The sequence below is a fragment of the Pseudomonas sp. HD57-3 genome (assembly GCF_056113135.1).
The window spans coordinates 6,123,299-6,136,596 of the sequence record NZ_CM148568.1 but is presented as its reverse complement, the minus strand read 5'-3'; the positions used below and the strand labels follow the sequence as shown (position 1 = coordinate 6,136,596).

11 protein-coding genes are annotated in these 13,298 nt (G+C 62.1%); 8 read left to right on the top strand and 3 right to left on the bottom strand.

The features are described from left to right. Nucleotides 1–15 precede the first annotated feature (15 nt). The 3 genes from AC0R79_RS27925 to AC0R79_RS27915 all read right to left on the bottom strand — a co-directional run bounded on the left by AC0R79_RS27925 (nucleotide 16) and on the right by AC0R79_RS27915 (nucleotide 3,550). A complete protein-coding gene (locus tag AC0R79_RS27925) occupies nucleotides 16–1,917 on the bottom strand; it encodes a PhoX family protein (protein WP_474732543.1) in 1,902 nt (633 codons plus the stop codon). 69 nt (nucleotides 1,918–1,986) lie between these two features. Continuing rightward, nucleotides 1,987–2,751, bottom strand: a complete 765-nt coding sequence (locus AC0R79_RS27920) for a TOBE domain-containing protein (protein ID WP_474732542.1) — start codon at nucleotides 2,749–2,751, stop codon at nucleotides 1,987–1,989. A gap of 58 nt (nucleotides 2,752–2,809) precedes the next feature. Then, the gene (locus AC0R79_RS27915; protein WP_474732541.1) at nucleotides 2,810–3,550 is read right to left on the bottom strand and encodes a phosphoribosyltransferase family protein; all 741 of its coding nucleotides are present in this window, start codon (nucleotides 3,548–3,550) and stop codon (nucleotides 2,810–2,812) included. Between the two features lie 91 nt (nucleotides 3,551–3,641). Between AC0R79_RS27915 and bioB the strand changes: the two genes are divergently transcribed. From bioB to AC0R79_RS27875, 8 genes are all read left to right on the top strand, one after another. After that, nucleotides 3,642–4,697, top strand: coding sequence for a biotin synthase BioB (gene bioB, locus AC0R79_RS27910; protein WP_007959840.1), 1,056 nt, complete (start codon nucleotides 3,642–3,644; stop codon nucleotides 4,695–4,697). Nucleotides 4,698–4,857: 160 nt separating this feature from the next. Next, nucleotides 4,858–6,036 carry an 8-amino-7-oxononanoate synthase gene (bioF, locus tag AC0R79_RS27905; RefSeq protein WP_221534105.1) on the top strand — a complete coding sequence of 393 codons (1,179 nt, stop codon included), beginning with the start codon at nucleotides 4,858–4,860 and terminating at the stop codon, nucleotides 6,034–6,036. Then, nucleotides 6,029–6,760: an alpha/beta fold hydrolase gene (locus AC0R79_RS27900; RefSeq protein WP_474732540.1), complete on the top strand. Its 732-nt coding sequence runs from the start codon at nucleotides 6,029–6,031 to the stop codon at nucleotides 6,758–6,760. The genes bioF and AC0R79_RS27900 overlap by 8 nt, the downstream gene beginning before the upstream one ends. Then, nucleotides 6,753–7,559, top strand: a complete 807-nt coding sequence (gene bioC / locus AC0R79_RS27895; RefSeq protein ID WP_127800264.1) for a malonyl-ACP O-methyltransferase BioC — start codon at nucleotides 6,753–6,755, stop codon at nucleotides 7,557–7,559. Before AC0R79_RS27900 ends, bioC begins: the two co-directional genes overlap by 8 nt. Further along, nucleotides 7,556–8,236: a dethiobiotin synthase gene (bioD, locus tag AC0R79_RS27890; protein WP_007959854.1), complete on the top strand. Its 681-nt coding sequence runs from the start codon at nucleotides 7,556–7,558 to the stop codon at nucleotides 8,234–8,236. The genes bioC and bioD overlap by 4 nt, the downstream gene beginning before the upstream one ends. A 106-nt stretch (nucleotides 8,237–8,342) precedes the next feature. Continuing rightward, the gene (locus tag AC0R79_RS27885) at nucleotides 8,343–8,639 is read left to right on the top strand and encodes a hypothetical protein (RefSeq protein ID WP_007959856.1); all 297 of its coding nucleotides are present in this window, start codon (nucleotides 8,343–8,345) and stop codon (nucleotides 8,637–8,639) included. A gap of 275 nt (nucleotides 8,640–8,914) precedes the next feature. Beyond that, nucleotides 8,915–10,720: a phenylacyl-CoA dehydrogenase gene (locus tag AC0R79_RS27880; protein WP_085609075.1), complete on the top strand. Its 1,806-nt coding sequence runs from the start codon at nucleotides 8,915–8,917 to the stop codon at nucleotides 10,718–10,720. Nucleotides 10,721–10,980: 260 nt separating this feature from the next. Beyond that, on the top strand, nucleotides 10,981–13,095 hold the full coding sequence (locus tag AC0R79_RS27875; RefSeq protein ID WP_127800260.1) for a cytochrome-c peroxidase: 2,115 nt from the start codon (nucleotides 10,981–10,983) through the stop codon (nucleotides 13,093–13,095). The last annotated feature ends 203 nt before the right edge of the window (nucleotides 13,096–13,298 follow it).

Sequence of the window (13,298 nt, the reverse complement as noted above, 5' to 3'; positions counted from 1 at the left end):
CAAAGCGTTACAGCATCAGGCGCCGACGATCCCGCCATCCTCACGGGTAATCGCCATCACCGATGAGCGTGGCTTGCCGTTCGGCAAATGCTCGGGGAAGGTCGAACCGCCGTTCTCGCCCGGGTGCTGAATCCCGACGAACAGGGTTTTCTGATCCGGCGAGAAGCTGATCCCGGTGACCTCGCAACCGATCGGCCCGACCATGAACCGGCGAATCTCACCGGTCGCAGGATCGGCGCAGAGCATCTGGTTGTTGCCCATCCCGGCGAAATCACCGGCGTTGCTCGAGTCGCCGTCGGTGAGAATCCACAGCCGTCCGGCCTTGTCGAAACCGAGGCCGTCCGGGCTGTTGAACATGTTCTGCGGGGTGATATTCGACGAGCCGCCCTTCGGCGTACCGGCATGGACGCCCGGGTTGCCGGCGACCACGAACAGATCCCAGGCGAAGGTCTTCGACGCGTGATCGTCGCGGTCGGTGCGCCAGCGCAGGATCTGCCCGTAGACGTTCTTCTCGCGCGGGTTCGGGCCGCCCACCGGTTGGCCGTCTTCGCCGCGCTTGGCGTTGTTGGTCAGGGTGCAATAGACCTGGCCGTCTTTCGGGCTGACCACGATCCATTCCGGCCGGTCCATGCGCGTGGCGCCGACCACACTGGCTGCCAGACGTGCGTGAATCAGCACTTCGGCCTGATCGGCGAAACCGCTGCTGGCGTCGATGCCGTTCTTGCCGTGGGTCAGTTCGATCCACTGGCCCTGGCCTTTCGGGTGGTCCGGGTTGCCGTCGCCCGCATCGAACTTGGCCACGTACAGCGTGCCGTGATCGAGGATGTCGCGGTTGGCCCTGGCGTTGCGGTGGTTGATCTTGTCGCGGCTGACGAATTTGTAGATGAACTCGCCGCGTTCGTCGTCGCCCATGTACACCACGGCGCGACCGTCGTCGGTCTCGGCCAGTGCGGCGTTTTCATGTTTGAAGCGGCCCAGTGCGGTGCGTTTGACCGGGGTCGATTGCGGGTCGAACGGGTCGATTTCCACCACCCAACCGTGACGGTTGAGCTCGTTCGGGTTTTTCGCCATGTCGAAGCGCGGATCGAACGGATGCCAGTTGATCTCGCGGCTGGCGGCCGACACGCCGTAGCGCTTCTGCGCCGGGTCGAACTGTTGCTGGGCGTTGCTGCTGCCGAAGCAGTCGGTGAAGTTCTCTTCGCAGGTCAGATAGGTGCCCCACGGCGTCTTGCCGTTGGCGCAGTTCTGGAAGGTGCCGAGAACTTTCTTGCCGTGCTTGTCGGCGCTGGTTTTCATCAGCTCGTGGCCGGCGGCCGGGCCGCTGATGCGCAGCGGCGAGTTGCCGTGAATGCGCCGGTTGTAGCGCGAGCCCTGAACGAACTGCCACTGGCCGTTCTTGCGCTGGACTTCGATCACCGACACGCCTTCACAGGCCAGGGCCTTGCGCACGTCCTCGGCCGATTGCGGCATGCCGCCGTGCGGATAGAGGTAGCGGTAGTTGGTGTATTCGTTGTTGATCGCCATCAGCGCGCGGTTTTTCTCGCCCGGAAATTCGAACAGGCTCATGCCGTCGTTGTTGTCGCCGAACTGCACTTCCTGCGCAGCCGCTGTGCCGTTGCCGCTCGGGTCGAAGGCTGGACCGTTCTTTTGCAGCGGCTGGCCCCAACTGATCAGCACCGACGACTTGTAGCCTTTGGGCAGGCTGATGACGTCGGTGGTGGCTGCCGGAATGCTGTCGAAGCCGAGCAAACGGCTGTTGCCGGCGCTGACACTGGCGGCCAGCACGCTGCGGCTCAGCAGGTTGCCGCCGAGGAACATCGCCGCGCCGCACAGCGCGCCGGCGCTGATGAAACCGCGACGGCTCAGGCCGACCATTTTTTCCAAGTCTGTGGATTGGTTTTCTTCTAATAGGCTCACATCAGGCTCCCTGCATGGTTTTGGCAGCCACCTTAATGCGGGTCGATGACGCTTTCGTTGCAGCGCCGGTTAGAGCGGTGTTCCGAGCAGCACATTGGACGGGGAAAACTGCACCTGTACTGGTTGTTCGACCGTCAGGCCACGAGTGCGCAAGTCCAGCGGTTCGGCCAGCGCGCACAGGGTCTGGCCATTGGGCAGGGCGATGCGCACTTCGCTCGGGCCGTCTTCGGCGTCGAGAATCGCCTCGATCCGACCGCTCAAAAGGTTGTGGCCAACGGCAGGCGTGGCTTCTGGCGCGAGCAGTTCGAGCCAGCCAGCCTTGATCAGCGCCACCACCTCAGTGCCCGGTTGCAGCTCCAGATGCACGGTGCTGTCGTGGGTGATCTGCGCGTCGATCGACAGACTTTCGGCCAGTTCGAGGCGGATCAGGTCGTTGCGGCCCTGACCTTCGATCAGCACGACTTTGCCGTGCAGCTGATTTCGCGCGCTGGTCCTGAGCATCAGCCGACCGAGCAGGTCCAGATCGCTGGCGTCCTCGGCCGCTTCCAGCACCTGGGCCTGCAAGGCTTGCAGCTTTTGATAAAGGCGCAGCACCCGCTCGCCTTCGCTCGACAACTTGGCGCCACCGCCGCCCTTGCCGCCGACCGCGCGCTCGACCAGAGGCTTTTGCGCGAGATTGTTCAGCTCATCGATGGCATCCCACGCCGCCTTGTAACTCAGGCCGGCGCTCTTCGCGGCGCGGGTGATCGAACCCTGTTCGGCGATGTGTTGCAGCAAGGCGATGCGCTGCGGACGGCGGACGATGTGCTGGGACAACAGGGTGGGCAGGGACATGGCGGACGCTTTGTGCTGAAGGGTTGAGGGAGGACGTTGGCGGCTCGAGGCGTATCCGTCAAGCCGCGTCGCCGGGTTTTGGCGTGCGGGCCAGGCAGTACACATCCACCCGCGCGGCGCCGGCGTCCATCAGCAAACGGGCCAGCGCCTGGGCGGTGGCGCCGGTGGTCAGCACATCGTCGACCAGGGCCAGGTGCCGGCCTTGCACCTGGGCATCGGGGCTCAAGGCGAAGGCGTGTCGCAGATTGCGTTTACGCGCTTTGGCGTTGAGGGCCTGCTGGGCGTCGGTATCCTGCACGCGCAACAGGCTGTGTTCCTCGCAAGGCAGGTCGAGTGACTTGCCCAGCCACTGCGCCAGCATCGCCCCTTGATTGAAGCCGCGCTGGCGCAGGCGTTTCGCTGCGAGCGGCACCGGCAGCAGTGCGTCCGGGCGAGGCAGGTCTTCTTCGAAGCGATGTTGCAGGAACTCGCCGAGAACGTCGGCGAGCAAGTGGCCAAGCGGCCATTTGCCGTTGTGCTTGAAACGGGTGATCAGCGTGTCCACCGGAAAGCCATAAACCCATGGCACGGCCACTTGCTCAAAGGCTGGCGGATCCTGCAGGCAGCCACCACAGGTAAGCCCGGCAGCGGGCAAGGGCAGGGCGCACGTCAGGCATTGATCGCCCAGCCACGGCAGATCGGTTTCACAGGCGGTGCAGATCGGGATTTGCGCGTCTGCCGGCTCATCGCACAATAAACAGAGTTGTTTGTTTTTTAACCAGATGTAAACCGGCCGTTCGTAGTGTGGTTGACAGCGCATGACTCTTCCTTAAATATGCCGAACATCCGTGTCGTGCCTGTGGGTATTCCGTTTCCCCAGGCGCCAGCCAAGCATAACCAAGGAACCGCCCATGAGCGCCAGCACCACTGCCACCCTGCGTCACGACTGGACTTTGGCCGAAGTCAAAGCACTCTTCGTTCAGCCATTCAACGACTTGCTGTTCCAGGCGCAGACGGTGCACCGCGCGCATTTCGACGCCAACCGCGTCCAGGTTTCCACCCTGCTGTCGATCAAGACCGGCGCCTGCCCGGAAGATTGCAAATATTGTCCGCAGTCCGGTCACTACAACACCGGGCTGGAAAAAGAAAAGCTGATGGAAGTGCAGAAAGTCCTCGAAGAGGCTGCCCGCGCCAAGGCCATCGGTTCGACCCGTTTCTGCATGGGCGCGGCGTGGAAGCACCCGTCGGCCAAGGACATGCCTTACGTGCTGAAGATGGTCGAAGGCGTTAAGGCCATGGGCCTGGAAACCTGCATGACCCTCGGTCGTCTCGATCAGGATCAGACGGAAGCACTGGCCAAGGCCGGGCTCGACTACTACAACCACAACCTCGACACCTCGCCGGAGTTCTACGGCAGCATCATCACCACCCGCACCTACAGCGAGCGCCTGCAAACCCTGGCCTACGTGCGTGACGCGGGGATGAAAATCTGCTCCGGCGGCATTCTCGGCATGGGCGAGTCCCTTGATGATCGCGCGAACCTGCTGATTCAGCTGGCCAACCTGCCGGAGCATCCGGAATCGGTGCCGATCAACATGCTGGTGAAAGTCGCCGGCACGCCACTGGAAAACGCCGACGACGTCGATCCGTTCGACTTCATCCGCATGCTCGCCGTGGCGCGGATCCTTATGCCGCAATCCCACGTGCGCCTGTCCGCCGGCCGCGAAGCGATGAACGAGCAGATGCAGGCCCTGGCGTTCTTCGCCGGCGCCAACTCGATCTTCTACGGCGACAAACTGCTGACCACCGCCAACCCGCAGGCCGACAAGGACATGCAACTGTTCGCGCGTCTGGGCATTCAGCCGGAAGCTCGTGAAGAGCATGCCGACGAAGTGCATCAGGCTGCCATCGAACAGGCGCTGGTGGAGCAGAAGAGCAGCGAGCAGTTCTACAACGCGGCGGTGTAAAAAACTGCGCGGATTCCTCTGAAGGAATGCAAACCCCTGTGGGAGCGAGCTTGCTCGCGAAAGCGGTGCTTCAGTCGACATTGATGTCGGATGTGAAGGCCTCTTCGCGAGCAGGCTCGCTCCCACAAGGGATCTGTGTCACTTGAATGTCGAGGCTTGCATGTCTTTCGATCTCGCCGCACGCCTTGCTGCCCGTCGTGCCGAAAATCTCTATCGCCAGCGCCCGCTGCTTGAAAGCCCGCAAGGGCCGGAAGTGGTGGTCGACGGTCAGCCGTTGCTGGCGTTCTGCAACAACGATTACCTGGGCCTGGCCAATCATCCGCAAGTGATCGAAGCCTGGCGCGCCGGCGCTTCGAAATGGGGCGTCGGCGGCGGTGCTTCGCATCTGGTGATCGGTCACAGCGGTCCGCATCACGCGCTTGAGGAGGCTTTGGCGGATCTCACCGGACGGCCGCGTGCGCTGTTGTTCACCACCGGTTACATGGCCAACCTCGGCGCGGTCACCGCATTGGTCGGGCAGGGCGATACGGTGCTGGAAGACCGGCTCAATCATGCCTCGTTGCTGGATGCCGGCCTGTTGTCCGGCGCGCGATTCAATCGCTATTTGCACAACGACGCCGACAGCCTCGCCAAGCGTCTGGAGAAAGCCACCGGCAATACGCTGGTGGTCACTGACGGCGTGTTCAGCATGGACGGCGACCTCGCCGATCTGCCGGCGCTGGCCCGGGAAACCAAAGCGAAAGGCGCCTGGCTGATGGTCGACGACGCCCACGGTTTCGGCCCGCTGGGGGCAAACGGTGGCGGGATCGTCGAGCATTTCGGTCTGAGTCAGGAGGACGTGCCGGTGCTGGTCGGCACGCTCGGCAAAGCGTTCGGCACGGCTGGCGCCTTTGTGGCCGGCAGTGAAGAGCTGATCGAAAGTCTGATCCAGTTCGCCCGCCCCTACATCTACACCACCAGCCAGCCACCGGCGCTGGCCTGTGCAACGTTGAAAAGTCTGGAACTGCTGCGTAGCGAGCACTGGCGTCGCGAGCATTTGCAAACGCTGATCCGCCGGTTCCGCCACGGCGCCGAGCAGATCGGCCTGGAACTGATGGACAGCTTCACGCCGATCCAGCCGATCCTGATCGGTGATGCCGGTCGCGCCGTGCGTCTGTCGCAGATGCTGCGTGAGCGTGGGCTGATGGTTACCGCGATCCGCCCGCCGACCGTGCCTGCCGGCAGCGCGCGGTTGCGGGTGACGCTGACCGCCGCCCACAGCGAGGCACAGGTGCAGCTATTGTTAGAAGGACTGGCCGATTGCTTTGCCCAACTCAAGTCGGAGCCAAGCCATGCGTGATCGCCTGATTCTGCTACCGGGTTGGGGGCTCGGCGTTTCGCCGCTGGAGCCGCTGGCCGCAGCGTTGCGCGGACTCGACGAACACCTGCAGGTCGACATCGAGCCGTTACCGGAGCTGGACTCCAGCGATCTGCAAGACTGGCTCGACGAACTCGATGAGCGCATCCCCGAAGATGCCTGGCTCGGCGGCTGGTCGCTGGGCGGCATGCTCGCGTCCGAGCTGGCGGCACGGCGTGGTGAACATTGCTGCGGCTTGTTGACCCTGGCGAGCAATCCTTCGTTTGTCGCCCATGAACAGTGGCCGAGCGCGATGCCCGGCGAGACCTTCGATGCGTTTCTGGCCGGCTGCGGCGCCGACCCGCGCACGACTCTCAAGCGATTCTCTCTGCTGTGTGCTCAAGGCGCACAAGATGCGCGCGGCTTGTCGCGGCTGTTGCTCGGTGGCGCACCGATTACCTCGCCGGCCGCGTTGATGGCCGGTCTGGAGTTGTTGGCGCAGATCGATACGCGCGATGCCTTGCAGGCGTTTCGTGGCCCGCAATTGCATCTGTTTGGCGGGCTGGACGGGTTGGTGCCGGGGGAGGCCGCGGGCGAGTTGTTCGCGTTGCTGGCAGATGTCGAGGTCGGTCTGATCGAGCAGGCCAGCCATGCGTTTCTTCTGGAAGATCCCCACGGTGTAGCGGGTGCGATCCAGGCGTTTTTAAGTGAGTGCGGTGATGACTGATTTGTCTGTTGCGGCGTTGCCCGGCGGCTTGCCTGACAAGCGCCAGGTCGCGGCATCTTTTTCTCGTGCAGCGGCCAGCTATGACAGCGTCGCCGAGTTGCAGCGCGATGTCGGTACGCAGTTGATGAATCGCTTGCCGGTGGATTTTCGGCCGGCACGCTGGCTGGATCTGGGCTGCGGCACCGGGTATTTCACACGGGCACTGGCCGAGCGATTTGGTGAGGGGCTGGCGCTGGATATCGCTGAAGGCATGCTCAATCACGCGCGGCCGTTGGGCGGGGCCACACACTTTATCGCTGGTGATGCCGAACGTTTGCCGTTGCAGGATTCGACCTGCGATCTGATCTTCTCCAGCCTCGCCGTGCAGTGGTGCGCGGACTTCGAAGCGGTGCTCGGCGAAGCGTTTCGGGTGCTGAAACCGGGGGGGATTTTCGCGTTTGCTAGTCTTTGTGTAGGGACGCTGTACGAATTGCGCGACAGCTGGCGTCAGGTCGATGGCCTGGTGCACGTCAACCGCTTCCGCGAGTTCGCCCGCTATGAGCAATTGTGCGCGGCCAGTGGTTTGCGCAGTGTCTGTCTGGAGAACCGGCCGCAAGTGCTGCATTACCCGGATGTGCGCAGCCTGACCCATGAACTCAAGGCCCTGGGCGCGCATAACCTGAACCCTGGCCGGCCGGGTGGATTGACCGGGCGGGCGCGGATTCTGGGGCTGGTCGAAGCCTATGAGCAGTTCCGTCAGCCGCAGGGCTTGCCGGCGACTTATCAGGTGGTCTACGCCGTGTTGGAGAAACCCTTATGAGCGCAGCCTATTTCATCACCGGAACCGACACTGACGTTGGCAAGACCACCGTCGCCGCCGGATTGCTGCACGCTGCGCGGTCGGCGGGACTGAGCACGGCAGCGGGTAAACCGGTGGCGTCCGGTTGTGTGGTGACGCCCAGAGGTTTGCGCAATTCCGATGCGCTGGCGTTGCAGGCCGAATGCTCGTTGCCGCTGACTTATCAACAGGTCAATCCGGTGGCGTTCGAGCCGGCGATCGCGCCGCATCTGGCAGCGCGTGAGGCGGGTGTGGCGTTGACCGTGCAATCGTTGCTGGCGCCGATGCGCGAGATTCTGGCCATGAACGCCGACTTCACGCTGATCGAAGGCGCGGGCGGCTGGCGGGTGCCGTTGGCGGATCAGGACAATCTGTCGGATCTGGCGATTGCGCTGAAGCTGCCGGTGATTCTGGTGGTCGGCGTGCGCCTGGGCTGCATCAGTCATGCGTTGCTGACGGCCGAGGCGATCGCTCGTGACGGGCTGCAACTGGCCGGTTGGGTGGCAAACATCATTGATCCGAAGACGTCGCGGCTGGAGGAAAACCTGGCGACACTCGCCGAGCGGATTCCGGCACCGTGCCTGGGGCGGGTGCCGAAACTCAAAGCCGTCAGCGCTGAAGCGGTCGCCGATCACTTGCAACTGGATCTGCTCGACTGATTTTGGCTATGACAAGGCACTGTGCCATTAGTGTTTTTGACGGGTGTTTTTCTGACGCCTCTGGTTCAATGGCACCCATTGATCCTTCCCAAGGATGAGAGCTCCCATGGAAATCTCCGGAAACACAGCTTTTTATGCAGGTCTGAGTACCATTCAGACCGGGCAGAACCGCGTCGATCAGGCCGCCAGCCAGATCGCCAGCAGCACTATCGAGCGTTCGGTCACCAGCCAGTCTTCGGAAGTGCAGGTCGATCGTCTGCGTTCCGTGGATCGTGCCCAGCAATCGGACCTTGCCAGCAACATGGTCGAGATGGCCCAAGGCAAGTTTCAGGCGGAACTGGGCGTGAAAGTCGCCAAGGCTTCCGATGAAATGCTCGGTACGATCATCGATACCTTCGCCTGATTTTTTGATCTGCGCTTTGCCAGACGCCGCGACTGTTCGCGGCGTTTTTCGTTGTAAGTCCTTCTCCCTCAACTAATCTTTTTTCAGTGCACATGGCCCGGTCGGGCGCATGTCGCGCTGCTGTGTCCGGCGTTCGGAAAATGTGATGACGAATGGCAAAAGAACGACGCTTGACAAGATTTCGGCGTAAACGTATGTTTCAAACAACTGTTTGACCGTCACAACAAATCTACGCGGTCGTTCATTCCCGGTTACATCAGCAGAGGTTTATCGCTATGCCTGACTACAAGGCCCCCTTGCGTGATATTCGCTTCGTTCGTGACGAACTGCTCGGCTACGAAGCGCACTATCAGAGCCTTCCAGCGTGCGCAGACGCAACGCCGGACATGGTTGACGCCATTCTCGAAGAGGGCGCCAAGTTTTGTGAGCAGGTGCTGGCACCGCTGAACCGCGTGGGTGACACCGAAGGCTGCACCTGGAGCGAGTCCGGTGTGAAAACCCCGGCCGGATTCAAAGAGGCCTACAAGCAATTCGTGGAAGGCGGCTGGCCAAGCCTGGCACATGACGTCGAGCACGGCGGTCAGGGCCTGCCTGAGTCGCTGGGTCTGGCAGTCAGCGAGATGGTCGGCGAAGCCAACTGGTCGTGGGGCATGTACCCGGGCCTGTCGCACGGCGCGATGAACACCATCTCCGAGCACGGCACCCCAGAGCAGCAAGAAGCCTATCTGACCAAACTGGTCTCCGGTGAGTGGACCGGCACCATGTGCCTGACCGAACCGCACTGCGGCACCGACCTGGGCATGCTGCGTACCAAGGCCGAACCTCAGGCCGACGGTTCCTACAAAGTTTCCGGCACCAAGATCTTCATCTCGGCCGGTGAACACGACATGGCCGACAACATCGTCCACATCGTGCTGGCCCGCCTGCCGGACGCACCGGCCGGCACCAAAGGCATCTCGCTGTTCATCGTGCCGAAGTTCATGCCGAATGCTGATGGCACCGTCGGAGCACGCAACGCCGTGACCTGCGGTTCGATCGAACACAAGATGGGCATCCACGGCAACGCGACCTGCGTGATGAACTTCGACGGCGCGACCGGTTTCCTGATCGGCCCGGCGAACAAAGGCCTGAACTGCATGTTCACCTTCATGAACACCGCACGTCTGGGTACCGCGCTGCAAGGTCTGGCCCACGCCGAAATCGGCTTCCAGGGCGGCCTGAAATACGCTCGCGATCGCCTGCAAATGCGTTCCCTGACTGGCCCGAAAGCGCCGGACAAGGCCGCTGACCCGATCATCGTTCATCCAGACGTACGCCGCATGCTGTTGACCATGAAGGCATTCGCCGAAGGCAACCGTGCGATGGTGTACTTCACCGCCAAACAGGTCGACATCGTCAAATACGGCGTGGACGAAGAAGAGAAGAAGAAAGCCGACGCACTGCTGGCCTTCATGACTCCGATCGCCAAAGCGTTCATGACCGAAGTCGGTTTCGAATCCGCCAACCACGGCGTGCAGATCTACGGCGGCCACGGCTTCATCGCCGAGTGGGGCATGGAGCAGAACGTTCGCGACAGCCGCATCTCGATGCTGTACGAAGGCACCACCGGCATCCAGGCACTCGACCTGCTGGGCCGTAAAGTGCTGATGACTCAAGGTGAGGCTCTGAAAGGCTTCACCAAGATCGTCCACAAGTTCTGCCAGAACAACGAAGGCAACGAAGCCGTTAAAGAGTTCGTCGCACCGCTGGCTGCACTGAACAAAGAGTGGGGCGAGCTGACCATGAAGGTCGGTATGGCTGCCATGAAAGATCGCGAAGAAGTCGGCGCGGCCTCCGTGGACTACCTGATGTACTCCGGTTATGCCTGCCTGGCCTACTTCTGGGCTGACATGGCGCGTCTGGCTGCTGAAAAACTGGCTGCGGGCACCACCGACGAGGCGTTCTACACCGCCAAGCTGCAAACCGCGCGCTTCTACTTCCAGCGCATCCTGCCGCGTACCCGTACGCACGTGGCCACCATGCTGTCGGGCGCCAACAACCTGATGGACATGAAAGAAGAAGACTTCGCACTGGGCTACTAAGCCTTAACGCGGTCTTTCGAAAAACCGCTGCTCCCTCGGGGGCAGCGGTTTTTTTGTGCCCGGATTTCCCCAATACCGGGGCTGATTCCCCAGCATTGATGAAGCCACTCCTTAGCCGAACCCCTGCGCTTATTGATTCAAAATGTTTCCAGAAGAGTGGCCAATTAATTGCACTGCCCGATTTACCGGTGCTAACCAGAACTGCCTGCTCAAAGAAGCAAGACGCCCGGCGCTTAACAACAACAGTCAGGGTGAAGCCTATGAACATCAGTCGACTTGCTCGTTTGTCCTTCTGGTTACCCGTTGCGCTATCAGTCCACAGCGCATGGGCTGCCGACCCCGCCGAAGTCGATCCTCCCGTGCCGGAGGTGCCTTCGCTGCAATCGTTGCGCGGGATGGTGCCCCCAGATCCGTCCGGGACCGAAGGTGGACGAAAGGTCGACCTGATGACCGACTATGTGCTCAACCGCCAAGCCGCGATCCTGCTGGGCAAGGCGCTGTTCTGGGACATGGAGATCGGCAGCGATGGGTCCACGGCCTGCGCGTCCTGCCACTACCACGCCGGCGTCGACCACCGCATCACCAACCAGCTCAACCCCGGCCAGGCGCACACCAACGCCAACGTCGCGTCGATCTTCAACAAGCCGTTTGTGGCGTCGGACATTCCCGGTGACGTGGCGTCCTACGCGACGTTGTCCGGCGGCAAGGGCGGCCCGAACTACACGCTGAAAAAAACCGACTTCCCGACCCACGTGCTGAGCAATCCGCTGGAGCGCAACTCGCCCATCGTGTACTCGACGGACGACGTGGTCGGCTCGCAAGGCGTGTTCGACGCCAACTTCGTCAAACCCAATCAGCCGCGTTTCGACAAATGCACCCAGCAGCCGGACGGTCTGTTTCAGGTCGGTGGCATCAACGTTCGCCGCAGCACCGGGCGCAATGCGCCGTCGGTGATCAACGCCGCGTTCAACGTTCGCAACTTCTGGGATGGTCGGGCCAATAACGTGTTCAACGGCTTCTCGCCGTTCGGCAATCGCGACCCGGATGCCGGGATCTACGTGACCAGCGAACGCAGCACGGTCGCCACCAAAGTGCGGCTGGCGCTCAACGATGCGTCTGCCGCTTCACAAGCCGTCGGCCCGCCCGGCAGCCCGGTGGAAATGTCCTGCGGTGGCCGTACCTTTGCCGACATCGGCCGCAGGATGCTCGACACGCTGATGCTCAAGCAGCAGCGGATTTCGTCTACCGATTCGGTACTGGCTCCGGTGTCCGGCGCGCGGCGGCCGACCTATCGCGAACTGATCAAGAACGCCTTCCAGCCCCGGCTGTGGAACGCCACGCAAAACGTTCTGGTGGGCGGTGCGCCGTACACCCAGATGGAGGCCAATTTCCCGCTGTTCTTCGGTCTGGCGATCCAGATGTATGAGGCGACGCTTGTGTCCGATCAGGCGCCGATCGACGCCTACCTGCAAGGCGACCATACGGCAATGAACGCGCAACAGGTCGAGGGCATGAACCTGTTTCTCGGCAAGGGCAAATGCGTCAATTGCCACGGCGGGCCGGAGCTGACCAACGCCGCGAGCCGCCTGCTGATGCATCCGCGCGAACGCATCGAACGCATGGTGATGGCCGACAACCTGACCACCCTTTACGACAACGGTTTCTACAACACCGGTGTGCGCCCGACTTCGGAAGACCTCGCCCTCGGCGGCGCGGATGCGTGGGGTAATCCATGGTCGTTCACCCGTCAGTACAACACCGTGTTGCAGGGCGGCCGGTCGGTCGATCCGCTGGACGTCGATGTCTGCACGTTCGAGGCGCCGTTGAGTGCGGCGATTCCGTGCGATGCCACGCTCAAGCCGAATGTCGGATTCCGCGATTCGGTCGACGGCGCGTTCAAGACTCCGACCCTGCGCAACATCGCCCTGACCGGGCCGTATTTCCATAACGGCAGCCGCTCGACGCTCAAGCAGGTGATGGAGTTCTACAACCGTGGCGGTGACCGGCGCGGGGAAGACGCCAACAACACCAGCGGCTTCGAGCATCCGGCGGTGAACCAGCACAACACCTCCAACCTCGATCCGGACATGACGGCGCTGAACCTGACGCCTGCCGAAATCGATGCCGTGGTGAAATTCATGGAAGTCGGCCTGACCGATCCGCGCGTGGCCTGGGAACGGGCACCGTTCGATCATCCATCGCTGGTGATCCCACAGGGCCACATCGGCGACGAGAATGCCGTGACTCAGCGCCCGGCCAGTCCGAAAGTCACGACTCGCCAGGCGATGGACGCATCGCTCAATCTCAAGCCTTACGGCGCTGAAGGCCGGCCGGCTGCCGAGGGGCCATTGCAGCCGTTCTACAACGATCTCTGAGCAGAAACGCAGACCATGGCCATCAAGAATGATGGCCATGGTGGCCGTCTGGCGGCCATTGCGCAAAAAACCTGACTAAATCCCTCAGCAACCGCCGATTTCGGCCGTTAAAGAGACAGCCTGTGATCTGGATCACATTGTGTGTGCTTAACTGGCCACATTGCAGGCACAATGCCATCTCTTTGCCATGACGGGTCGGAGCT

Coding starts and splice junctions, on each gene's coding strand:
- AC0R79_RS27900 (WP_474732540.1), top strand. CDS start 6,029: ATGCGTGATCGCCTGATTCTGCTACCGGGTTGGGGGCTCGGCGTTTCG.
- bioB (WP_007959840.1), top strand. CDS start 3,642: ATGAGCGCCAGCACCACTGCCACCCTGCGTCACGACTGGACTTTGGCC.
- AC0R79_RS27885 (WP_007959856.1), top strand. CDS start 8,343: ATGGAAATCTCCGGAAACACAGCTTTTTATGCAGGTCTGAGTACCATT.
- bioC (WP_127800264.1), top strand. CDS start 6,753: ATGACTGATTTGTCTGTTGCGGCGTTGCCCGGCGGCTTGCCTGACAAG.
- AC0R79_RS27880 (WP_085609075.1), top strand. CDS start 8,915: ATGCCTGACTACAAGGCCCCCTTGCGTGATATTCGCTTCGTTCGTGAC.
- AC0R79_RS27920 (WP_474732542.1), bottom strand. CDS start 2,751: ATGTCCCTGCCCACCCTGTTGTCCCAGCACATCGTCCGCCGTCCGCAG.
- bioF (WP_221534105.1), top strand. CDS start 4,858: ATGTCTTTCGATCTCGCCGCACGCCTTGCTGCCCGTCGTGCCGAAAAT.
- bioD (WP_007959854.1), top strand. CDS start 7,556: ATGAGCGCAGCCTATTTCATCACCGGAACCGACACTGACGTTGGCAAG.
- AC0R79_RS27915 (WP_474732541.1), bottom strand. CDS start 3,550: ATGCGCTGTCAACCACACTACGAACGGCCGGTTTACATCTGGTTAAAA.
- AC0R79_RS27875 (WP_127800260.1), top strand. CDS start 10,981: ATGAACATCAGTCGACTTGCTCGTTTGTCCTTCTGGTTACCCGTTGCG.